Source organism: Methylobacterium sp. 2A (assembly GCF_009806555.1).
Classification (GTDB): domain Bacteria; phylum Pseudomonadota; class Alphaproteobacteria; order Rhizobiales; family Beijerinckiaceae; genus Methylobacterium.
The window spans coordinates 96,337-117,549 of the sequence record NZ_VUOK01000045.1 but is presented as its reverse complement, the minus strand read 5'-3'; the positions used below and the strand labels follow the sequence as shown (position 1 = coordinate 117,549).

Annotated in this window: 22 protein-coding genes; 11 read left to right on the top strand and 11 right to left on the bottom strand. The window is 68.2% G+C overall.

What is annotated here, in order from left to right; translation table 11 throughout:
• Positions 1 to 19: 19 nt before the first annotated feature.
• From kdpB to FVE89_RS20490, 7 genes are all read right to left on the bottom strand, one after another.
• Complete coding sequence (kdpB, locus tag FVE89_RS20515; protein ID WP_043074414.1) at positions 20 to 2,110, bottom strand: potassium-transporting ATPase subunit KdpB; 2,091 nt, start codon at positions 2,108 to 2,110, stop codon at positions 20 to 22.
• 61 nt (positions 2,111 to 2,171) lie between these two features.
• Positions 2,172 to 2,369 carry a hypothetical protein gene (locus FVE89_RS20510; protein ID WP_043074413.1) on the bottom strand — a complete coding sequence of 66 codons (198 nt, stop codon included), beginning with the start codon at positions 2,367 to 2,369 and terminating at the stop codon, positions 2,172 to 2,174.
• Between the two features lie 3 nt (positions 2,370 to 2,372).
• On the bottom strand, positions 2,373 to 4,088 hold the full coding sequence (kdpA, locus tag FVE89_RS20505; protein WP_043074412.1) for a potassium-transporting ATPase subunit KdpA: 1,716 nt from the start codon (positions 4,086 to 4,088) through the stop codon (positions 2,373 to 2,375).
• Between the two features lie 22 nt (positions 4,089 to 4,110).
• Positions 4,111 to 4,200 (bottom strand): K(+)-transporting ATPase subunit F, encoded by a 90-nt coding sequence (locus tag FVE89_RS20500; protein ID WP_017484418.1) that lies wholly within the window; start codon positions 4,198 to 4,200, stop codon positions 4,111 to 4,113.
• Between the two features lie 551 nt (positions 4,201 to 4,751).
• A complete protein-coding gene (locus FVE89_RS30605) occupies positions 4,752 to 4,892 on the bottom strand; it encodes a hypothetical protein (RefSeq protein ID WP_179239942.1) in 141 nt (46 codons plus the stop codon).
• 138 nt (positions 4,893 to 5,030) lie between these two features.
• Complete coding sequence (locus FVE89_RS20495) at positions 5,031 to 5,228, bottom strand: hypothetical protein (protein WP_043074411.1); 198 nt, start codon at positions 5,226 to 5,228, stop codon at positions 5,031 to 5,033.
• 125 nt (positions 5,229 to 5,353) lie between these two features.
• Entirely contained in the window at positions 5,354 to 5,680 is a 327-nt protein-coding gene (locus FVE89_RS20490) for a YnfA family protein (RefSeq protein ID WP_043074410.1), read from the bottom strand.
• 183 nt (positions 5,681 to 5,863) lie between these two features.
• On the opposite strand from FVE89_RS20490, the gene dapA reads away from it, so the two are divergent.
• From dapA to FVE89_RS20470, 4 genes are all read left to right on the top strand, one after another.
• A complete protein-coding gene (gene dapA / locus FVE89_RS20485) occupies positions 5,864 to 6,853 on the top strand; it encodes a 4-hydroxy-tetrahydrodipicolinate synthase (protein ID WP_059409524.1) in 990 nt (329 codons plus the stop codon).
• 441 nt (positions 6,854 to 7,294) lie between these two features.
• Positions 7,295 to 7,888, top strand: coding sequence for an AAA family ATPase (locus FVE89_RS20480; protein WP_179239943.1), 594 nt, complete (start codon positions 7,295 to 7,297; stop codon positions 7,886 to 7,888).
• Positions 7,889 to 7,945: 57 nt separating this feature from the next.
• Positions 7,946 to 8,290: a hypothetical protein gene (locus FVE89_RS20475; protein ID WP_143739238.1), complete on the top strand. Its 345-nt coding sequence runs from the start codon at positions 7,946 to 7,948 to the stop codon at positions 8,288 to 8,290.
• Positions 8,287 to 10,197, top strand: coding sequence for a TniQ family protein (locus tag FVE89_RS20470; protein ID WP_043074407.1), 1,911 nt, complete (start codon positions 8,287 to 8,289; stop codon positions 10,195 to 10,197). The genes FVE89_RS20475 and FVE89_RS20470 overlap by 4 nt, the downstream gene beginning before the upstream one ends.
• Here FVE89_RS20470 and FVE89_RS20465 read toward each other — a convergent pair.
• Positions 10,194 to 10,856, bottom strand: a complete 663-nt coding sequence (locus FVE89_RS20465; protein ID WP_043074406.1) for a hypothetical protein — start codon at positions 10,854 to 10,856, stop codon at positions 10,194 to 10,196. The two genes, FVE89_RS20470 and FVE89_RS20465, sit on opposite strands and share 4 nt — an antisense overlap.
• A gap of 814 nt (positions 10,857 to 11,670) precedes the next feature.
• Between FVE89_RS20465 and FVE89_RS20460 the strand changes: the two genes are divergently transcribed.
• From FVE89_RS20460 to FVE89_RS20430, 7 genes are all read left to right on the top strand, one after another.
• Positions 11,671 to 12,492, top strand: coding sequence for an AraC family transcriptional regulator (locus tag FVE89_RS20460; protein WP_053621823.1), 822 nt, complete (start codon positions 11,671 to 11,673; stop codon positions 12,490 to 12,492).
• A 160-nt stretch (positions 12,493 to 12,652) separates the two neighbouring features.
• Positions 12,653 to 12,925: a hypothetical protein gene (locus tag FVE89_RS20455; protein ID WP_244573433.1), complete on the top strand. Its 273-nt coding sequence runs from the start codon at positions 12,653 to 12,655 to the stop codon at positions 12,923 to 12,925.
• Positions 12,922 to 13,740, top strand: coding sequence for a TetR/AcrR family transcriptional regulator (locus tag FVE89_RS20450; protein ID WP_246731056.1), 819 nt, complete (start codon positions 12,922 to 12,924; stop codon positions 13,738 to 13,740). The genes FVE89_RS20455 and FVE89_RS20450 overlap by 4 nt, the downstream gene beginning before the upstream one ends.
• Positions 13,741 to 14,322: 582 nt before the next feature.
• Positions 14,323 to 14,535 (top strand): YtcA family lipoprotein, encoded by a 213-nt coding sequence (locus FVE89_RS20445; RefSeq protein ID WP_052516914.1) that lies wholly within the window; start codon positions 14,323 to 14,325, stop codon positions 14,533 to 14,535.
• Between the two features lie 15 nt (positions 14,536 to 14,550).
• Complete coding sequence (gene mdtN, locus FVE89_RS20440; protein ID WP_043074402.1) at positions 14,551 to 15,579, top strand: multidrug transporter subunit MdtN; 1,029 nt, start codon at positions 14,551 to 14,553, stop codon at positions 15,577 to 15,579.
• Positions 15,566 to 17,452 (top strand): FUSC family protein, encoded by a 1,887-nt coding sequence (locus tag FVE89_RS20435; protein WP_083461035.1) that lies wholly within the window; start codon positions 15,566 to 15,568, stop codon positions 17,450 to 17,452. Before mdtN ends, FVE89_RS20435 begins: the two co-directional genes overlap by 14 nt.
• A complete protein-coding gene (locus FVE89_RS20430) occupies positions 17,445 to 18,968 on the top strand; it encodes a TolC family protein (protein ID WP_244573431.1) in 1,524 nt (507 codons plus the stop codon). Before FVE89_RS20435 ends, FVE89_RS20430 begins: the two co-directional genes overlap by 8 nt.
• Positions 18,969 to 19,044: 76 nt before the next feature.
• On the opposite strand, the gene FVE89_RS20425 is transcribed toward FVE89_RS20430, so the two are convergent.
• The 3 genes from FVE89_RS20425 to FVE89_RS20415 all read right to left on the bottom strand — a co-directional run bounded on the left by FVE89_RS20425 (position 19,045) and on the right by FVE89_RS20415 (position 21,182).
• Positions 19,045 to 19,989, bottom strand: a complete 945-nt coding sequence (locus FVE89_RS20425; RefSeq protein WP_043074428.1) for an FAD-binding protein — start codon at positions 19,987 to 19,989, stop codon at positions 19,045 to 19,047.
• A 70-nt stretch (positions 19,990 to 20,059) separates the two neighbouring features.
• Complete coding sequence (locus FVE89_RS20420; protein ID WP_059409523.1) at positions 20,060 to 20,809, bottom strand: electron transfer flavoprotein subunit beta/FixA family protein; 750 nt, start codon at positions 20,807 to 20,809, stop codon at positions 20,060 to 20,062.
• Between the two features lie 64 nt (positions 20,810 to 20,873).
• Entirely contained in the window at positions 20,874 to 21,182 is a 309-nt protein-coding gene (locus tag FVE89_RS20415) for an SCP2 sterol-binding domain-containing protein (protein WP_043074401.1), read from the bottom strand.
• Positions 21,183 to 21,213 lie beyond the last annotated feature (31 nt).

Genomic DNA, 21,213 nt, shown 5'->3' with positions numbered 1-21,213 from the left:
GAGGGAGAGGACGCAGACGTTACGCGAGGTGCAGGGCGCTGACGGCGAGGTCGATGGCCTTGATGCCGACGAACGGCACCAGGACGCCGCCGAGGCCGTAGATCAGCAGGTTCCGGCGCAGCAGCGCGGCGGCGCCGACGGCCCGGTAGGTGACACCCTTCAGGGCCAGCGGGATCAGCGCCACGATGATGAGCGCGTTGAAGATGATGGCCGACAGGATCGCGCTCTGCGGCGAGGCCAGGTGCATGACGTTCAGCGCCTGGAGCTGCGGGTAGAGCGTCAGGAACATCGCCGGGATGATGGCGAAGTATTTCGCCACGTCGTTGGCGATGGAGAAGGTCGTCAGCGCGCCGCGGGTCATCAGCAACTGCTTGCCGATGCCGACGATCTCGATGAGCTTCGTCGGGTCGCTGTCGAGGTCGACCATGTTCCCGGCCTCGCGGGCGGCCACCGTACCGGTGTTCATGGCGACGCCGACATCGGCCTGGGCGAGCGCCGGGGCGTCGTTGGTGCCGTCGCCACACATGGCGACCAGCTTGCCCTGGGACTGCTCCTTGCGGATCAGCGCGAGCTTGTCCTCCGGGGTGGCCTGGGCGAGGAAGTCGTCCACCCCCGCCTCGGCCGCGATGGCGGCGGCGGTCATCGGGTTGTCGCCGGTGATCATCACCGTGCGGATGCCCATCTGGCGCAGTTCCGCGAAGCGCTCGCGGATGCCGCCCTTCACGATGTCCTTGAGGTAGACGACACCGAGTAGGCGGCCGTCCTTGGACACGGCGAGCGGGGTGCCGCCGGCCTTGGCGATGGTTTCCGCGATGGCACGGATCTCGGTCACGACGCCGGTCTCCGCCTCGGGACGGACGGCCAGGGCCACGTTCGAGCCCCGGCTCGCCATCGGCTGGCCCGAGACCGAGGCGATGACCGCATCGACCGCGCCCTTGCGGATCGACGTGCCCTGCAGGTCCACCCCCGACATCCGCGACTGCGCGGTGAACGGCACGAAGGTGGCGTTCAGGCTCGCCATGTCCCGGGCGCGGATGCCGTACTTCTCCTTCGCGAGGACCACGATGGAGCGGCCCTCCGGCGTCTCGTCCGCGAGCGAGGCGAGTTGCGCCGCGTCGGCCAAGTCCTGCTCGGTGACACCGCGGACGGGACGGAACTCGGTGGCCTGCCGGTTGCCGAGCGTGATCGTGCCGGTCTTGTCCAGCAACAGCGTGTCGACGTCACCCGCCGCCTCGACGGCGCGGCCGGACATGGCGAGCACGTTGAAGCGCACCAGCCGGTCCATGCCGGCGATGCCGATGGCCGAGAGCAGCGCGCCGATGGTCGTGGGGATCAGCGTCACGAACAGGGCGACCAGCACGATCACGGGGATCGACCCGCCCGCGTAGCTGGCGAAGCTCGGGATCGAGGCCACCGCGAAGACGAACACGAGGGTCAATCCGGCGAGCAGGATGTTCAGGGCGATCTCGTTCGGCGTCTTCTGCCGCGACGCACCCTCGACCAGAGCGATCATGCGATCGACGAAAGTCGAGCCGGCGGCCGCGGTGATCCGGACCTTGATCTCGTCGGACAGCACCTGTGTCCCGCCGGTCACCGCAGAGCGGTCACCGCCGGACTCGCGGATCACCGGAGCGGACTCGCCGGTGATGGCGGCTTCGTTGACCGAGGCGACGCCCTCGATCACCTCGCCGTCGGAGGGGATCAGGTCGCCGGCCTCGACGAGCACCACGTCGCCGACCTTCAGCGAGGTGCCGGGCACGCTCTCGTAGCTGCGACCCTGGCCGGTGAGCCGCTTGGCGGTCATCTCGGTGCGGGTGCGCCGCAGGCTGTCGGCCTGGGCCTTGCCGCGGCCTTCCGCCAGCGCCTCCGCGAAGTTAGCGAAGATCAGGGTGAACCACAGCCAGAGGATGATCTGGCCTGAGAAGAGGAGGTCGCTGCCGCCGGTGAGGAGGTCGCGGGCGAACAGGATGGTCGTGAGGACGGCCACGACCTCGACGACGAACATGACCGGGTTCCGGATCATGGCGCGGGGGTCGAGCTTCCTGACGGAGCCGACGAGGGCCGGCCCGACGAGGGCGGCGCTGAACAGGGATGAGGTCTGGCGGGACATGGTCTGAGGTGTCCGGAGAGGGGCGGTGGGGCCCGGCCGCGAGGGCCGGGCCTGCCTTGGTTCAGGGAGCGGTCGCACCGGAGGTCAGGACGAAGGCGGCGGCGAGGGCGAGGCCGCCGAGCATCACGACGCCGAGCAACGCCATCACGAGGTCGGAGGTCCGCAGGGGCTGGGCACCGCCGCGGTCGTGCCGCAGCGGGGGGCGGTGCAGCGCGAGGTGGTGGCGCGGCACACGACGGGCGTGGAGGGCGCGAGGCATGCCTCAGCCCCCCGTCGCGAAGGTCTGGCCGGCCACGGCCGCGAAGTGCTCGACGATGGGTCCGAGCGCCAGGGACGGGAAGAAGGTCAGGCCGCCCATGATCAACACCACGCCGACCAGCAGCCCGATGAACAGGCCGCCATGGGTCGGGAAGGTGCCCGCGGAGGCCGGAACCGTCTTCTTGGCTGCGAGCGAGCCCGCGATGGCGAGCACCGGGATCTTCACGAAGAACCGGCCGACCAGCATGCCGATCGCCAGGGTGCTGTTGTAGAACAGGGTGTTGGCCGTCAGCCCGCCGAAGGCCGAGCCGTTGTTCGCGGCCGCCGACGTGTAGGCATAGAGGATCTCCGAGAACCCGTGCGGGCCGGCATTGGCCGGACCGGCAAGGCCCGCGGACACCACCGTGGCGAGCGCGGTGAAGCCCAGCATCATCAGCGGCAGGCAGAGGATGCCGAGCATCGCCATCTTCACCTCCTTCGCCTCGATCTTCTTGCCGAGGTATTCGGGCGTGCGGCCGACCATCAGGCCCGCCACAAAGATCGCCACGATCACGAAGATCAGCATGCCGTAGAGACCGGCGCCGACACCGCCGATAATGACTTCGCCGAGCTGCATGTTGATGAGCGGGATCAGGCCGCCGAGCGCCGTGAACGAGTCGTGCATGGCGTTGACGGCGCCGCATGAGGCCGCGGTGGTGATCACCGCGAACAGTGCCGAGGCCGCGATGCCGAAGCGGGTCTCCTTGCCCTCCATGTTGCCGCCCGTGAGCCCGAGCTGGGACAGGACGCCGGTCGCGTTGGCTTCCGCCCAGTAGGTGACGGCGACGCCGGCCACGAAGAGCAGGCCCATCGCCGCGAGGATAGCCCAGCCCTGGCGCTCATCCCCGACCATGCGGCCGAAGACGTTGGTGAGCGCCGCCCCGATCACGAAGATCGAGATCATCTGGAGGTAGTTCGACAGGGCGGTGGGGTTCTCGAAGGGATGCGCGGCGTTGGCGTTGAAGAAGCCGCCGCCGTTGGTGCCGAGCATCTTGATCGCCACCTGGCTCGCCACCGGACCGACCGCAATGGTCTGCTTGGCGCCCTCCAGCGTCGTGGCGTCCACATAGCCGCCGAGGGTCTGCGGCATGCCCTGCGAGACCAGGAACAGCGTGAAGACGATGCAGATCGGCAGCAGCACGTAGAGGGTGGCGCGGGTCATATCGACCCAGAAAGAGCCCAGCGTCTTTGTGGAGGCACGGGCGAACCCGCGGATCAGCGCCACGGCGACCGCGATGCCGGAGGCCGCCGACACGAAATTCTGGTGCGTCAGCCCAAGCATCTGGGAGAGGTACGAGAGCGTGGTCTCGCCGCCGTAGGACTGCCAGTTCGTGTTGGTGACGAAGCTGGTCGAGGTGTTGAACGCGAGGTCCGGGGCGACCGCCGACTGTTCCGCCGGGTTGTACGGCAGCACCGCCTGCAGCCGGAGGATCGCGTACAGCAGCACGAAGCCGAGCAGGTTGAAGACGATCATCCCCCCGGCGTAGCCGAGCCAGGTCTGTTCCTGGCGGGCGTCGATGCCAGCCACGCGGTAGAGCCCGCGCTCGATGGGAGCGAGCACGGGCGAGAGGAAGGTGCGCTCGCCGTTGAAGACCCGGGTCATGTAGGCCCCGAGCGGCTTCACGAGCGCCAGAACGACCGCGCAGTACAGCGCGATCTGGATCCAGCCGTTGGTTGTCATGGGGGGAGGTCCGTCTGGCCGCTCAGAACCGCTCGGGGCGGACGAGGGCGTAGGTGAGGTAGACGAGGAGGCCGGCGGTCACGAGGGCGCCGAGGGCGAGGTCGAGGGTCATGGCGGCGTGCCTCAGAGGCGATCGCAGAGCGCGGTGTAGCCGGCGGTGAGCGCGAAGAAGGCGAGGCCTCCGGCGATGAAGACGATGTCGAGCATGGGGGTCGTGTCCGGTTCGGCGGGCCGGAAGCGGGGACGCCGCGACCGGTCTTTGCCGACCCTGAATGTGGACCGGAACCGCGTTAGGGTTCGAGACGGAGCCAGGGGCGATCTTATAAGGAAGCCGTTAGGATCGCTCCGATTCCGATCTACCCGCGCTTGCCGGACCAGCGCCTGGACGCCACGCGGCGCGCAATTCGTGGCAGGCTCCGGGCACGTCGATGTGCGCCGACCGATGGCATGCCGCGCGCCACAGGGCCCGGTCGACGCGGACCACGCCGGTGTCTCCGCCGGCGAAGCCGCTGAAGGGGATGCCGCAGGCGGTACAGCGACCGTCGATATGTCGGAGCACGACGGCGTCGGACGCGGTCCCCACCTCCGGCATCGGGGAGGCGGAGGGGAACCTGGGGATCGGGCACGGCAACCGGCCGCGCAGGCCTGGGCGGGAACCGGCGCTCAAGATGGGGGCAACACGTCGATGACGTTCAGGGCAAGCAGCCCGAAGCAGAAGGCCGTCCACGAACCGAGGACCAGGACCATCAGAGCGAAGACGCGGTCGTCCCTGCATTCCGCGGCGATGTGCCGAAAGACGATCATCTGGATGCTCCACGCGGGCGAAGGCCCGGTGGTGCGAGAGGTCTCGCTTACGCCGTTAGGGAACAAGACGGAGGCGGGCGCCGCGGTATAGGTAAGTCATAAGGCGCCGCGGTCGGGTTCCGGGACAGGTCCCTTGGCTCAGCGCTTACCCGCGAGGCGGTGGTCCCTGATCGCGCGCCGGGTCGCACGGCTCGTGCACAGCCGCCGGAATGCGTGCTGCGCCTCTTGCTCGGACGGCACGGCGGCGCGGGCCCGCAGCGTGGCGGCCAGGGCCTCCTCGCCGCGACAGGCATCGAGGGCGCCGAAATCCCTGTCGTCGTTCAGGTGATGGGTCATGTCCGCGCTCCGGTGATGAGGGTCATCCCAGGTGAGCACGGGACCGCGTAAGGATGCGAGATGCCTCGGATGGCATCTCCATCAGGGTTTCATCAGGAGTGCGGGTGCCGATCCTGTCCCGGGAATCAGCTTCCCCGCGGCGCGAAGATGATCAGGCCGCTGCCGAGCAGGCATATCATTCCCCCGACGACGTCCCACCTATCCGGCCGGTGACCCTCGAAGCCCCATAGCCAGAGGATGGCCGCGACGACGTAGATCCCGCCGTAGGCTGCGTAGGCGCGACCGGCGGCCTTGCTCTCCACGAGGGTCAGCAAGTAGGCGAACAGCGCCAGCGAGGCCATGCCTGGGATGAGCCACAGCGGTGACCTGTCGAGGCGGAGCCAAGCCCAGAATGCGAAGCAGCCGGCGATCTCGGCCAGGGCGGCCGCTGCGAAGGCGGGGTAGGTGAGCATGGCCGCGTGTTCGCACGGGCGGGCAACACAACCAAGCCGGGGCGCCGGGCCCCTGTCCTGATGACTTCCTAATCCTGCGAGCCCGCTTGGCGTCTCGTTCCCTTATGCGGGTCGCCTTATCGTCGACGCCAAGGCTTACCGCCCCCCCACCTCACCGCGGCCTGGCCGATCCCGAGGTTCTTCATGTCCCTATCCCGCCTCGACCGGGCCGAGCCGTCCGATGCCGCCAACGCCGGAGCGGACCGGTTCGGGGGCTCGCTGACGGCCCTGGTGACGCCGTTCGCCGACGGAGGACGGAGGCTCGACGAGCGCGCCTTCGCCGGGCTCGTCGAATGGCAGGTCGCGGAGGGCACCGAAGGCCTGGTGGTCGCCGGCACCACTGGCGAGGCGCCCACGCTGACGGCGGGCGAGCACGACCGGCTGCTCCGCATCGCCGTAGAGGCCGCCGCCGGGCGCGTTCCGGTCATCGCCGGCACCGGCACGAACTGCACCCGCAGCAGCATCGAGCTCACGCGGGCCGCCCAAGCCGCGGGCGCCGATGCCGCGCTCGTGGTCACGCCCTACTACAACAAGCCGATGCAGGAGGGGCTCTACCGCCACTTCGCCGCCATCGCCGGCTCGGTCGACCTCCCGATCCTGCTGTACACCGTGCCGTGCCGGACGGGCGTCGACATCGCCGCCGACACGCTCGCGCGGCTGGCGGCGATCCCGAACGTCGTCGGGATCAAGGACGCGACGGGCGACTTGGCACGGCCGACGGCGACCGCCCGGTCGATTGGGACCGTCTTCCTTCAGCTCTCGGGCCACGACGCGACCGCCGCCGCCTTCAACCTCGCTGGCGGACGGGGCTGCATCTCCGTGGTGTCCAACGTCGCGCCGCGGCTGTGCGCCGACCTGCAGCGCGCCTGCCGGGATGGCGACTTCCGGGCCGCGGCGGCCATCCAGGCCCGGCTCGCGCCCCTGGTCTTGGCGCTGGAGCGCGAGACCAACCCGGGGCCGGTCAAGCTGGCCCTCTCCCTCCTGCAGGCGGACGTGTCCCCGGACATGCGCCTGCCGCTGGTCGCGCCCTCGACCGGGACGGCCGTGGCGGTCGCCGAGGCCCTCGAAGCGGTCCTCGGTTCGAGGCCGGAAGCCTCCGGCCTCGAACCCGAGCCGACGTCCCGCGCGGCCTGACGGCGCGCGTCCACCCTCGGCAGGTCGCCCATCCGTGAAGACTGCCCGCTTGCGGGCGAGGTGTCGCCGCCCGAGATCCACCTTGGCCGTGCCGATGACCGGTCCGTTGTCCGCCAGGGCTCGCCACCATGGACGCAGATGCTGGCCTCACCTCCTGAACCTTCCCGGACGCAGACGCCTGGCGTCGTCATGGCTGTCAACACGGTCGGTTCCCTCGGGCGCCCCTACGAGCGGAGACGCGGGGTCCGGTAGCATCGGCGTCTCGGTGGCTACGCCGGCCGGCGGGCGCCGCCGCCCGGGGACTGTCCCATCCGCGCCGCCCGGGCTGGCCGGCTCGATCAACCTGTTTGGGGAGGACGTCGAATGAGCGCCGATAGCGACAGCCTTATCGCCGCGGGTGCTGGCTCGGGGAACCTCTCGTCCGACGACCTTCGTCGGCGGATGCGATCAAAGCTGCCTGATCGAGACCTGAGGGGGCTGACCCGGCTCGACAAGCTCGAAGACGTCTATGTCGAATGCAGCCGCGACAGGATCCTGGAGGATACCTTCGCTCAATTCATGAAGTACCACCTCACCGAGAAGCGCCTGCGCCTCAAGGAGGCTGAGGTCTTCTTCATGATCGGTCCCAGCGGGGCGGGGAAGAGCCTCGCGATGGATCGGGTGTTGCGCGCACACCCGTCCCTTCAGGCGGAACGGCGGTCCTTCGGCGTCGTGCGGCCCCGCATCTCCATTTCCCTGAGCGGATACGTCCACCCCAGGATCCTCGCCGAAATGATCCTCGACGAGGCCGGAGCGCGCGTCGGCAAGATCGGGCGCGGCGACATCTGGTACAGGCTGCCGGAGGAGCTCCTGAAGCGGGAGGTCAGCGTCGTCCATATCGACGAGTTCAGCCATCTCATCCGGAAGGGCAAGACGCCCGAGATCGAGGAACTCGCGGATGCGATCAAGGGGGCATCGATCTCGCGGACCCATCCGGTCGCCTTCGTCCTGTCGGGGCTACCCAAGATCACGAGGCTTCCCATCAAGGACGAGTAGGTAGAACGGCGTAACTGGATCGTTGAGTTCCCCGATCTCCAGATGGAGAGCGAAAGGGTGCTCGTCGTGAAAATCCTCAATACGATGGCCAAGGCGGTCGAGATGAAGATCGGAGCCATGGCGAAGACGGACATGCCCGAACGGATTGCGCACGCCGCACGCTATCGTTTCGCCCGCATCTGCCAGGTCGTCGCCGCCGCGATCCATCAGGCCCTGCACGCCAAACCCGACGCGAAGGAACTCACGCGGGAACACTTCGCCCTCGCTTATGCGAACCGATCCCTCGCCCGTGGCCGCAACGATCGGAACCCTTTCCTCGTGGACGACTGGGATGCGCTGCAGCCCGGGTCGTTCCTCGGGGATACCAAGAACAAGGAGGACGACGACGAGGACGAGCGATGACCCGGGTCGCGGACGTCGAACCTCTGCAATGGGCTCTGCGGGTGCATCCGGGGGAGGTAGCTATCGGCTACGCCTCGCGCCTCGCCGCCCTCAACGGGTATGACCTTCCCACCCTCATGCGCGGCACCGGCGTGGATGTTCGAAGGCTCCACGTTGGCGACGAGGCGGCCGTCCGCCATGTTGCGGCGCTCGGTGCGCTCGATCCGGCCGAGACGGATGGCCTGGTTCGTACGACCCCTCGCAGAAACGGACCTTCGGATTCCAGGATTGGGAGCGAGAGACTCGCGCGGCGCTCACTGCTCACGGGGTTCGTTCGGTTCTGCCCCCACTGCATCGCCGGGGACATTTGCGACGGTCCTGGGGACGTGACGCCCACGGCGCTGACATGGCTGCGTGTCGAGTGGATGGTCGAGCAGATCCACTCTTGCCACGTGCACGCGATCCAGCTCGTCGAAACAGATCTCGTCGCAGGCTTTCCACTTGTGGACTTTTCGAGTGCTATTGCGACAGAGGTGCTGCCTCGGCTCGAACGATTGCGTGTCGAGGCCGTGCCCTCCAAGCCGAGCGACTTCGAGAAGTGGGTGCTCCGGCGCCTTTCCGGCATCATGAACCCGGATGACTGGCTCGACCGGATGCCCCTCTACGCCGCAGTCGATATCTGCGAGGCCCTTGGGATCGAGACGGTCGATAAGGAAGCACACCCTTACGAGTGTCTCGATCCAGCGGAAAGGGCGGCCGTCTCCCTCGCCGGCTTTCGGGTCGCGCAGGGGGCGGAGCCCGGCATCGAGCGCTTCCTCGATGGCCTCGTCTCACGGGCCAACCAGGCTGGCTACGTGGGGAGCAACAAGGTCTACGGGCAAATTTGGAGATCCGTCGGGCGGAACTCGGATCCTGCGTTCGACCCTTTCCGGGACATCGTGCGGCGGCATGCCCTCGACAACGTGCCGTTCGCGGCTGGCACCGTGGTGCTCGGGCAGGTCCTGGAGGCCCGGCGGCTGCACACCATGTCCTCCGCCGCGAGGGAGTCGCGGGTGTGCAACCAGACCCTACGCGGCATGTTTGCAAGACCCGGCGTGGCGCCGGCGCTTCCCGCCTCGGAGCGGACGCGGCTGATGATCGGCGCGGCCGAGTTCGAGGAGCGACTGCGCGAGTTCGGGGTTGCCCTGCCCGTCGCCGCGGTCGTGGCATCGACCGGCATCATCCATAGGCACTTGCTCGAACTCATCGTCCAGGGGGTGATCCCCGTGTTGTTCGGATCGCGCGACGTGGCCAACGCGCGTCACCGCATCGCCCGTGCGGACTTGGAAAGCTTCATCGGCCGCCTGGGCGAGGGAGCCGTGCCTGTCGAGCAGCCGACCCGCTTGCAGGTCAACCTGGGTCATGCGTGCCTGGTCGCATCGACCAACATCGTGGAACTCGTGAGCTTGGTCCTCGCAGGACGGCTCACGTGGAAGGGCCGCCTGGGTGGCGGTGCTCGATACACGGACCTGCTGGTGGACGCCGGCGAGGTGTTGAACGTCCTCAGGCAGGACAGGCCGCCCCCGACGCACATGACCAAGTTCGACGTGGGCGCCGAGATGCGGGGGATGAGCCATCAGCTGGTCGGCCGGATGATCCGGGCGGGCCACCTGAAGGTCGAGAAGGCATTCTGCCCGAGGGTCCGGCGGCGTATCCCCTTGATCACGCGCGAGAGCTTCGAGACGTTCCGCGGCAGGTACGTGACCCTCACGGAGCTCGGGCATACTCAGGACTTGCACTGGCGTATCGTGAGGCGGCACCTCGATACGTCCGGGTGCATGCCGACATATTCTTGGGACGGGCGGGGCAACGCCATCTACGCGTTGTCGAAAGACTTGGAGAAGGCATTGGCCACGCTCCCCGGCGGCGGTGCGCCGAAGGCGCCCTAGTGCATCGGGACCGGAGCCTCGGCCTCGTAGTCCGCCCAGGCAACATCCACGAACGAGAACTGCGTCCGGCCAAGTGCCATGGCGACCTCGCAGGCCACGGCGAGGCTCTCTCGGTCCTTCGCTGACGCCGCGGCGACCTTGTCCGCCGTGACCGGGCCGTCGCCGGAAATGATCCGGCGGAGCCGGGCAAGCTGCCGGCAGGCCTGTTCCACGGTGAAGCCGTCATCGGCGAGGCGCGCGGCCACCCCGGGTAGATAATCCGGGTCGACCGGAACCTCGACCTCGTCGAACACGAACCACCGCATGGCCGTGTCGAAGCTGGCCAAGTAATGCTTCTCTCGCTCCGCGCAGACCGACAGCTGCCTGATTGCGCTCTCCAACGCCGCCCTGCGCGTCGCGCACGGAACGGCGTTCCCGGTCACCACCGGCACGCCGAGCGGAAGGTTCTCGAACACCAAGTCGGCATTCCATCCGCCGTCCGCCTCGTAGACGTGAACGCCGGCGACGTTGGACAGCCGCCAGTGCGGGGATGCAGTCGCGGCCTGCATCGTCATGGTCGTTTCGACGGCCTCGCTTGCGTCGACCAGCCTTCCCTTGAGGTGCTCAAGCAGAGATGCGGCCAGGCGCCGGTTTGGCCGACTCCCATGAACGTAGGCCATCGGAAGATCCCCGGGCGGCTTTCCATCGGGCCGCTGCGGCGAATGTCGAGTGGACCGGTGCAAGCCACAAACCGAGATCGAACGTCGGGTGCCGCAATCATTCGCAGAGAGAGCAGAACTTTGCGGCGCTCAAGACCACAACTTTGCGCCGTTAGTGGTCCGCTACAGAGGGAACGGGGAGCAGATCATTGCACCGGAGCGCAGTTTTTGCGCTCCGGACCAATGATATGTTTTGCAACTCAAAGTTATTCTTAAAGCAGATCCAACTTAACCGGAGGATACGATCGTCAACCTGAGGCTGATTTAGGTCTTGCGTGCGCTGGATTTGATCGCCTTGACCTCCCCAAGGGCATCCTTGGCGAAGTCCCGCCCTGTGGCGGTAACCACCAAGCCGGCCCTAGCCGCGCGTGCCGTCAGATGGCGAACTCGACGTCCGGCACCACCGCGAGCCGCTCGGGCAACGGCGCCTCGAGCGTGAACCGCACCCAGCCGGGCGGTAGTCGATCCCGGCCTTGCCGCCCATCTCGGACGCGAGCGCCCGCTCGATCAGGCGTAAGCCCAACCCGGCGGTCGTCTCTCTGATCGAGGCCTCGGCCGGAAGTCTGTGACGCGCAGGGTCGCCGATCCGCATCGCGCCCGGCAGACGCACCCGTACCCGCATCATGCGCCGTTGCACAAAGGGCCCGAATTCCGCTCCTTGGTCATCCGGACGACCAAGCTTCGACCTTCCGCGGCAGGATCCCGTGCACGTCCGTCCCGCAGCCTTTTGAAGCTTGCAACTTGCGCGGACCTATATATGTACGTGTGAGCATATATGGGGACGGTGACGATGCTGGCTGAGGGGTCAATCGGCGCTCGACGGACGTCGCGGCAGGCATTCCTGTTCCCCGGGGCGGCGCTGTTCCTCGGCCAGGCCACCGATCAGCGGCTGCATCGCCACAGGGCGTTCGAGGTCGCCATCCCGCTGGAAGGCCATCTGCGCATCGAGACGGCGCGCGCCCCGGGCATCGGTCCCGAGGCAGGCGTCCTCGCGCCACTCGAACATCATCGCGTCATCGCGACCGGCAGGACCGCCTTCCTGTGGGTGGATCCTGAAACCCGTGCGGCCCGCGCCTTGGCGCAGGTCCGCCCCTCCGTGGACGGCAAGGGGCACGAGCGGTTGGTGTCACTGCTGCGCGAGATGGACCGTTCGGAGCCGACCCATGACGAGGCATGGGCGCTGCTCGACCTCTGGCGTTCGATCTGGCTCGACGGACTGCCGCAGTTGCCGCGGCTGGACCGCCGCGTGTCAGAGGTTGTCGATCTCATCGATTCCGCGCCGGTACCGCTGGCCAACCGCTACGAGGCTGCCGACCAGGTCGCCCTCTCTCCGAGTCGGTTCTCGGCGCTCTTCACCCAACAGGTCGGCATGCCGCTCAGGAAGTACCTCCTCTGGCGGCGCCTGCTCTTTGGCATTCGCCGCCTCGGCAACGGGGCTTCGGTGACGTCGGCCGCGGTCGAGGCCGGCTTCGCCGACGGCGCGCATTTCAGCCGGGTTTTCCGGGCGACCTTCGGATGCAAGCCCTCGTCGCTCGCGAACATGAGGGTCGTCGCGAGCGAAGCCCACCCGATCTCGCCGCGACCCCGACCGAGCTAGGACGCGGCCCCGTCTCGCGGGACCGTCGTATCGTTCAAGGAATTCCCGTCGCCCGGCCCAGATGTAGGTGCAACCAGCGCAAGACCGGGTCGAGGGCGAAAGCCCCCACGTCAGGTATCCGCATTTGCGCGGAGCTCTTGCAGAAACATGGAGATCATCGATGAGAGCCGTAGGCCCCCGTAAAAAGCACCTTCCCACCGCGCTCGTCGGACTGGTGCTGACGTGCCTCGTCGGATCGGTCATGCAGGTCGAGGCACAGGAGTTTCACGACACCCCGTCGGAGACGATCCGCGACCGCCAGGCATGCACCTCTGACGTCATGAATCTCTGCCGGGCCTTCATCCCGAACCGGACCGCCATCACCAACTGCCTGGTCGAGAACATCGACCATCTCAGTCCGGCCTGCCGCACCGTGATCGCGAGCCGTCGATGACCGCGGCACCACTCGACCAGCCCCTGGCCGGCGACGGGGTGGGCGGCGAGGCCGGTCACGGTCATCCGCCCTCGGTGGGCCGCCGCGTCTGCTTGCAGCGTCGACGCCCGACGTTATATGTACGAAAGGACACTTATTCGGCGGGTGGGATGGTTTCTCGACCCAGAGGGCCGGCCGAGGCGGGAACCCGTCCGCGCGGCCGCAGGACCAAAGACATGCCGGACGGTCGGCAGGCCCTTCTCCGTGCGGCGACCCTCGCGTTCTCCAACGACGGCTTCGACGGAGCCGACATCCGGAGCATTTCCATCGCTGCGGGGGTCAGCCCGAACCTGGTTCGCATCCATTTCGGCAGCAAGGCGGAGCTCTGGGAAGCCTGCCTCGACTTAATCGTGACGGCGACGACGCCTGTCATCGACGAGGTCGGAAAGCTTTCCAGGCAATCGGATAGGCCCCTTTACGAACGTCTGAGCAATCTCATCACCACGGTCGCGAACTTCTACGCGGTCCATCCGGAGGTAAGGGATTTCGTCTTCCACCACGGGTCGGACGCCCCCGAGCGAGCGGTGATGGTGACGGAGCGCCTCCTCAGGCCGGCCTACGAGGCCTGCCGTTCGTTGTTCGCAGCCGGCATCGAGGCCGGGATCGTGCGCAGCAGCCATCCGGCCCTGTTCTTCTCGCTGCTCAACGGTGCCGTGGGCCAGCCGCCCGCCTTCCCGGCGATGCTGAATCGGCTCGCGCCCGACATCGACGTCGAAGAGGCGCGCAGGCGCATGGCCAAGACCGTGGTCGCATCGCTGCTTCACCGGGCCGCCTGACCCGACCAGCCTTCTCCCGACGTCGATGGCGCCGGACCGAGCGACGGGACGCCGGCATCACCAGCCGGGTCCCGGCTGGCCAGCGGTCCCGGGCACGATGGTGAAGATTGAGAGAGCCGCCATGCCGCTCACCTTCGTTCGACGTCCATCCTCTCACGGAGGCCGACCACGCCTCCGCATAGGACGCTGGGCCTTCGGCTTCGCCCCCTCGCCGGAAGTCCAGCCAGCAGGCCGCGCGGGCAATAAGCCCGATCCCCGCGCGGCCTCCGACCTCGCCGACTTCCGGGGGGCGGTCCGCGGCAAGGAAAGCCTTCGCCGGTGCCGGTGGACCGAAATCCAGCCGCGGCAGGATCATCGGCTACCCCCGTGCCGAAGCCATCACTTGTTCGAAGAACTTCGAACCCATCGCCTTAAGCCGCGGTGGAGAACTTCGTCTCGGCTGCCGCCAGCGACGGCAAGTCAGTCGTATCGTTCAAGCGTTCAGGGCCGCCTGCCCGTAGCGTCCCTGCTCCGGCCCGAGGGCCGAAGCACCATCGGCCGGGGGGCTCAGTGAATGTGCCGGCTTCCCGGACGATGGCAGTGATGCAAGCCGCGGCACCGACCTTCAGCCTCTTCGGGGCCTTCTTCCCTGCGTGGCTCGTCTGCGCGGTCGCGGGGATCGTCGGCGCGTTGTCGCTCAGGGTGGCATTCTCCGTCATCCAACTCGACGACGGCATCCCGTTCAAGCTGCTGACCTACACCTGTGCGGCCTTGGCCATCGACTGTGGCCTCTGGCTGCTGCTGTTCGGCCCGTGAGCGATATGCGGCCGCATGGTTAAGGCACTCCTCGGCAGGCTCGTCGCCCTCGCGATCATCCTCACGGCGGTCGGCGTAGGCTGGAGCTACTACCGCGCGACGCAGCACAACCCGACCTCCGACGATGCGTCCATCGATGCGGACGTGGTCCACATGGCCGCCTCGGTCGGGGGACGGATCGTCGAGTTGCCGGTGCAGGAGAACCAACTGGTCCGGAAGGACGAGGTGGTGTTCCGCATCGACCCGGAGCCCTACCGCCTGCGCCTGGAGGCGGCCCTGGCCGAGGTGAAGGCCGGCGAGGGCCTGCTCGCGAGCCAGACCCGGGCCGTCGCCACCGAGCGGGCGAACGTGGAGATCGCCGATCAGCAGGTCGTGCGCGCCCGTTCAAACCTCGAACTGGCCACGAACACCCTGGCGCGGATCAAGCCGCTGCATCCGAAGGGGTACGTGTCGGATCAGCAGGTGGACGATGCCGCCACGGCCAAACGCAACGCCGAGACAAGCCTGACCCAGGCGATGCAGCAGGCCGCCGCCGCCCGCGGCGCGGTCGGTGACACGGAATCGGCGAAGGCCAACCTGGAGACCCGCAAGGCCACGGCGGCCCTGGCGGCGCGTGACCTCGCGAACACGGTCGTCAAGGCGCCCCACGAAGGCCGCGTCACCGGCCTCACCGTCAAGTCGGGGGAATTCGTCGCCCCCGGCCAGTCGCTCTTCACCCTGATCGTCACCGACGAGTGGTTCGCCGTCGCCAACTTCCGCGAGACCGAACTCAACCGCATCCGGGGCGGCGGGTGCGCGGTCGTGTACTCGATGATCGACCGGACTGTGCCCATCAAGGGACGCGTCGACAGCATCGGCTACGGCGTCTCGGGACAGGACCGGGTGAACCTGCCGCGTTCGGTCCCCATCGTCGTCCGTTCCGTCGACTGGGTCCACGTCGCCCAGCGGTTCCCCGTGCGCGTGAAGCTGGAGAACCCGCCGGAGGATCTCGCCCGGCTGGGCGCCAGCGCCATCGTCAGGATACCCCGCGATGGCGACTGCTGAAGCACGCGGCCCGTCGCCCCTCCTCGCCGAGTTGGCGCCTTTCCCAGGCCGCACCGGGATGGCCCTGCGGGTGACCGCGGTGTCCGTGCTCGTCGTCCTGGCATCGATGACCTTCAAGGTCCCCGAGACCGCGGTCAGCGTCTTCCTCGTCCTCTTCCTGCAGAAGCCCGACAGCGCGACCACCGTCCTGATGTGCATCGCCCTCTCGGTGCTGCTGCCCATCATCGTGGGGATCATCTTCGCCGTCGCGATCCTGACCCTGGACTTCCCCCAGGCGCGGGTCGCCGCGATGGTCCTGCTGTCGTTCGGCATCCTTTGGTTAGCCTCGGCGAGCAAGCTCGGCGCCCTGGGCAACACGATAGGCCTCGTCCTCGCCTACGGCATCGACCTGCTCGGCAAGGGCGCCAACGGCGAGCTCGTGACCCGGGGCCTGCTTTATGCCCTGCAGTTCTCGATGATGCCGCTCGCGGTGTTGATCGCCTTCAACCTGCCCTTCGGCCGGCATCCGGAGCGGCTCGCGAGGGAGGCGCTGGCGGAACGCCTCAGGCTCGCTGCCGCGTGCTTCGAGGACCCGGGCCGCGCGGATGCCATTCGCGTCGTGGACCTGGACGATGGCGCGATCCGGAAGCTGGTACGTCTGGCCGGTCTCCTGGGCCGTCTGAAGCGGACGTCGGCGGCGCGGCTGGGCGCCCTGATGCCCGTCAGTCGGGCGCTCCTGATCAGGCTTGCCGCCGGTGGGGGCGCCGGACAGCCCACGGACCGTCCCGACCTCGGCGCCCGGTGCCGGGACCTGGCGCAGACGGTCGAACACGGGCGACCGACGACAGGGGGCGCAAGGCCGGCCGTCCAGCCGGGAGACGCCCTCGGGGATCTGGTCACGGAAGCGGAGGAGGCTTTCGCGAGCGGCCGGGCCGCAGCGAAGCCGAAGGTCGCGAAATCGGGATTCCTCAAACCCGACGCGTTCTCGAACCCCGACCACGTCCGCTACGCGCTGAAGACGACGTTGGCGGCGATGGCCTGCTACCTCACCTACGCCATCCTCGACTGGCCGGGCATCCACACCTGCATGATCACGTGCTTCGTGGGGTCGCTGCTCACGGTCGGCGAGACCAACCGGAAGCTGGTCCTGCGCCTATCCGGCTGCCTGATCGGCGCGACGCTCGGCCTCGCGACCCTCGTGTACGTCCTGCCGCACATCGACGGCATCACCGGCCTGCTCGTCGTCGTCGCCGCCGTCGTCCTGCCGAGCGCGTGGGTCGTCGTCGGCAGCGAGCGGATTTCGTACATGGGCATCCAGATCGCCTTCGCGTTCTGCCTGTGCGTGCTGCAGGGCTTCGCGCTGAAGACGGATCTGACCGTCGCCCGCGACAGGATCATCGGCATCGTCTTCGGCGACCTCGTGATCTTCCTGGTGGCGACCCGGCTCTACCCCGTTTCGATCCTGCCGGAGGTGGAGGCGACGGTGCGCCGCTTCCTCGCCGGCATCCGCGGCCTCGTGGCGAGGGAGGAGACCGGTCCCGTCGGCCAGCGTTCCGACCCCGGCGCGCTGGAAGCCCTGGAGCGCCTGCGGGACCAGATCGACGCCCTGGCCTACGAGCCGGGCGACGGCCCCGAACGGGCGCGGCCCGCCACCGACATGCTCGACGCCGGGGAGCGTCTCTACGAGCGCGCGGCCCGCATCGGATCGCTCGCCGCGGAGCACCGCCCCCCCGCCATGGCCGGTGCCCGAGCCATGGCGGCTGCCGTGGACGGGGCGATGCACGAGGCGGACGACCCCGAAGCGCCCGCAAGGGGCGCCCCGGACGTGGCCGGGTTCGCCGAGGCGTGGCGGACGCTCCGTTCGGACGCAGCGAGGCGTCACGCACATGCTTAGGATACTCCGTCGCGCCTTCGGTCTGGCGACCGTCCTCCTCACGGCGGGATGCGCGACGTCGTCCCTGGACCTCGCCCCGGCGACGCCCGGCACGCCCTTCGTGCCGCCGGGCGCACCGGCGCCCATCGAGATGAGCGAGGTCGATTTCGGTCTCCCGGCCAGGCCTGCGCTCGCGGTCGTTCAACCGCCGCCGGCCACAGACCCCGTCCGGGTCCACACCTTGCCGGAACTCATCGACATCGCGCAGACCACGAACCCGACGACCCGCATCGCATGGGAGCAGGCCCGGCAGGCGGCTTTGGCGGTCGGCATCGTCAAGGCGAGCTACCTGCCGGTCGTCACCGCCACGGTCCTCGGCGGGTATCAGTATACCTCGTCGAGCCAGACGCTGCCGCTCACCGGCCGGACCGGCAACCTCGGGACCGAGGCTACCGGCACGGTCTCGACGGCAGCCTTGCAGTGGCTCCTGTTCGATTTCGGGCAGCGTGACGCGCTGGCGAAGGCGGCCGGCAAGCTGTCGCTCGCCTCGAACATCTCGTTCAACGCCGTCCACCAGAAGATCATCTATGACGTCGGGCGGCAGTTCTACGAGTTCGGCGCCGCCCGCGAGCGCGTCCGCATCGCGGGTGCGTCGCAGCGTGACGCGCGGGCCGTCCTCGACGCCGCCGAGAGCCGCCTGCACCAGGGCGTCGGGACCACCGTCGAGGTCGCGCAGGCCAAGCAGATGCTCGCCCAGGCCGACTTCGACCTGGTCCAGGGCCGGAACGCCGAGCGGGATTCCTACAACGGCCTCATCGGCGCGATGGGCGTGTCGCCGGTCACGCGGATCCGCGTCGAGGACGCTTCCGTCCATCCTCTGCCCCCATTGGTCGGTGCCCCCCTGGAAACGCTCGTCGGAACGGCCCTGCGCCACAGGCCGGACCTGCAGGTCGCGGTCGCGACCGCACAGGCCAGCCGCGCCGGCGTCGCCGCGGCGGAAGCCGACTTCCTGCCGAAGGTCTTCACGTCGGTCTCGGGGAACTCCGTGAACGGCCGGCTGAGCGTGACGTCGTTGCCCATCGTGGGGAACGTCGGGAGCTCCGCCCTTGGCACGTCGCCAGGAAGCAGCAACGTCACCGTGCTCGGCGGCGTTTCCGTGCCGATCTTCGACGGAGGCGTGCGGGCCGCGCGCCTCGAAGAGGCGAGGTCCCGGACCGCGCAGGCCGAGGACACGTTCATCCGCCTACAGCAGGACGCGGCGCGGGAAGTGGTCGTGTCGGTCGACGCGCTGAAGAGCGCGCTCGCCGCGTTCCGCGCCGCTACCACGCTCGTGGCAGCGTCCGCGGTCAGTTACGACGCGACCCTGTCTGCCTATCGCAGCGGCGCGGGGACGATCACGGCGGCGCTGGAGGCGCAGAGGGCTCTCTTGGCGGCCCGGAATGCGCGGGGCCAGGCCCATGGCACGGCGCAGATCGCCGCCGCCACGCTGGCTTTCGCCATGGGTAGCGCGACCAACGCCCGGGCTTTCTCACGATGACCGCGGCGCCGCCGTCCCGACGACGATCTGCACTTGGCGTGCCGCCGGGACCTGCTTACTGAATGAGCCTCTAGCTTTAAGCTTTAGCGATCTCGGATCGCAGCTCCGGGACGACCTGGAACAGATCGCCAACGAGGCCGTAATCGGCAACTTGGAAGATTGGCGCGTCCTCATCCTTGTTGATCGCGACGATGATCTTCGAGTCCTTCATGCCGGCCAGATGCTGGATCGCGCCGGAGATGCCGACCGCTACGTAGAGGTCCGGGGCCACGACCTTGCCGGTCTGGCCGACCTGCCAGTCGTTCGGCGCGTAGCCGGCATCCACGGCTGCGCGCGAGGCACCCACCGCCGCGCCGAGGCTGTCAGCTAGGGGCTCGATCAACTCATGGAACTTGTCCGACGATCCTAGCGAGCGGCCACCCGATACGATGATCCGCGCGGAGGCCAGCTCCGGGCGGTCGGACTTGGCGATCTCCTCGCCCTTGAAGCTCGAACGGGCCGCGTCAGGCGCGGCGGCGGAGACCGGCTCGATCGGGGCCGCGGCTCCACTTTCCTCGGCGGCCTTGAAGGCCGCGGTGCGCACCGTGATCACACGCTTGCCGGTCGGCGTCTGCACGGTCTGGATCGCATTGCCGGCGTAGATCGGCCGCTCGAAGGTGTCGGGTGCGATGACCTTGATGATGTCCGACACCTGCGCCACGTCGAGCAGGGCGGCCACGCGCGGCAGCACGTTCTTGCCCGTGGTCGAGGCCGAGGCGATGACCGTCTCGTAGGGGTCGGCGATCGACGCTATCAAAGCCCCGACCGGCTCGGCGAGATCGTGATCGTAGACCGCATCCTCGGCAACGAGCACCTTCTCGACGCCGTCGAGCTTGGCGGCCGCTTCCGCCACGGATTTCGATCCGGAACCGAGCACGAGGGCGTGGATCGGTGCGCCGATAGTCTTGGCGGCGGTCAGCGCCTTGAGCGTGCCGTCCTTGATCCGGCCGTTGCCGTGCTCGACGAAGAGAAGTGTGGTCATGTGCGTGCGAACCCCTGTGTGTGCGGGCCGCGCTCGACCGTAGCGGGAGCGCGGCCACGGTTGCGTAGACTTATATGACGCCGGCCTCGACCTTGAGTTTCTGTACCAGCTCGGCCGCGGAGCTGACTTTGACGCCGGCTGACCGGCCCGGCGGCTCAGCAGTCTTGAGCACCGTGAGCTTCGGCGTCACATCGACACCGAGCGCGTCGGGCGCGAGTTCTTCGAGCGGCTTCTTCTTCGCCTTCATGATGTTTGGCAGGGAGGCGTAGCGCGGCTCGTTCAGGCGTAGATCCGTCGTGACGATCGCCGGAAGCGTCAGTGTCACGGTCTGCAGGCCGCCATCGACCTCGCGGGTCACGTCGAGGCTGCCCTCGCCGAACTCGATCTTGTACGCGAAGGTGCCCTGCGGCCAGCCGAGCAGGGCGCCGAGCATCTGCCCGGTTTGGTTTGAATCGTCGTCGATCGCCTGTTTGCCGAGGATGACGAGTTCGGGATTCTCCTTTTCCACGACCCCCTTCAGGAGCTTGGCGACCGCGAGCGGCTCGCAGTTGACGTCGGTCTTCACCAGAATAGCCCGGTCGGCGCCCATGGCGAGCGCGGTGCGCAGAGTCTCCTGCGCAGCCTGCGGGCCGATCGAGATGGCCACGATCTCGGTGACCTGGCCTTTCTCCTTGAGCCGGATCGCCTCCTCGACGGCGATCTCGTCGAAGGGGTTCATCGACATCTTGACGTTAGCGAGTTCGACCCCGGAGCCGTCGGCCTTTACGCGGATCTTGACGTTGTAGTCTACAACCCGCTTGACGGGCACAAGAACCTTCATCCTGTCTCTCCTGAAGATCTTCGATGGCTGCACGCGCAGACCGGCGTCACCTCCAGCGCACGCATCACTGATCGAGAAGACCGGCGAGCTTCATCGCCACGCCCTGCGAGCCCTGGACCTTGAGGCGGCCGGTAGAGAATGCGATCGTCGGGCTCAGCTTGCCCCGCACCAGCTTAAGAAGGTTGTCGGAACTCAGCTTCATCACCGTATCGGCCTCGCCGCCCTCGCCGGTGGAGACGTTCACGCCGCCGCCGGTCGCGTCCACGAGGATGCTGCCGCCATCGGTGAGATCGAACCGGACCCGGTAGCCGAGGGCACTGAGCGCCTCCGACCGTTGCTCGATGCAATCGACCAGTTGCCCGAGATCCGCCATTGCTCTTCTCCGCATCGCCTCGAATGAATGC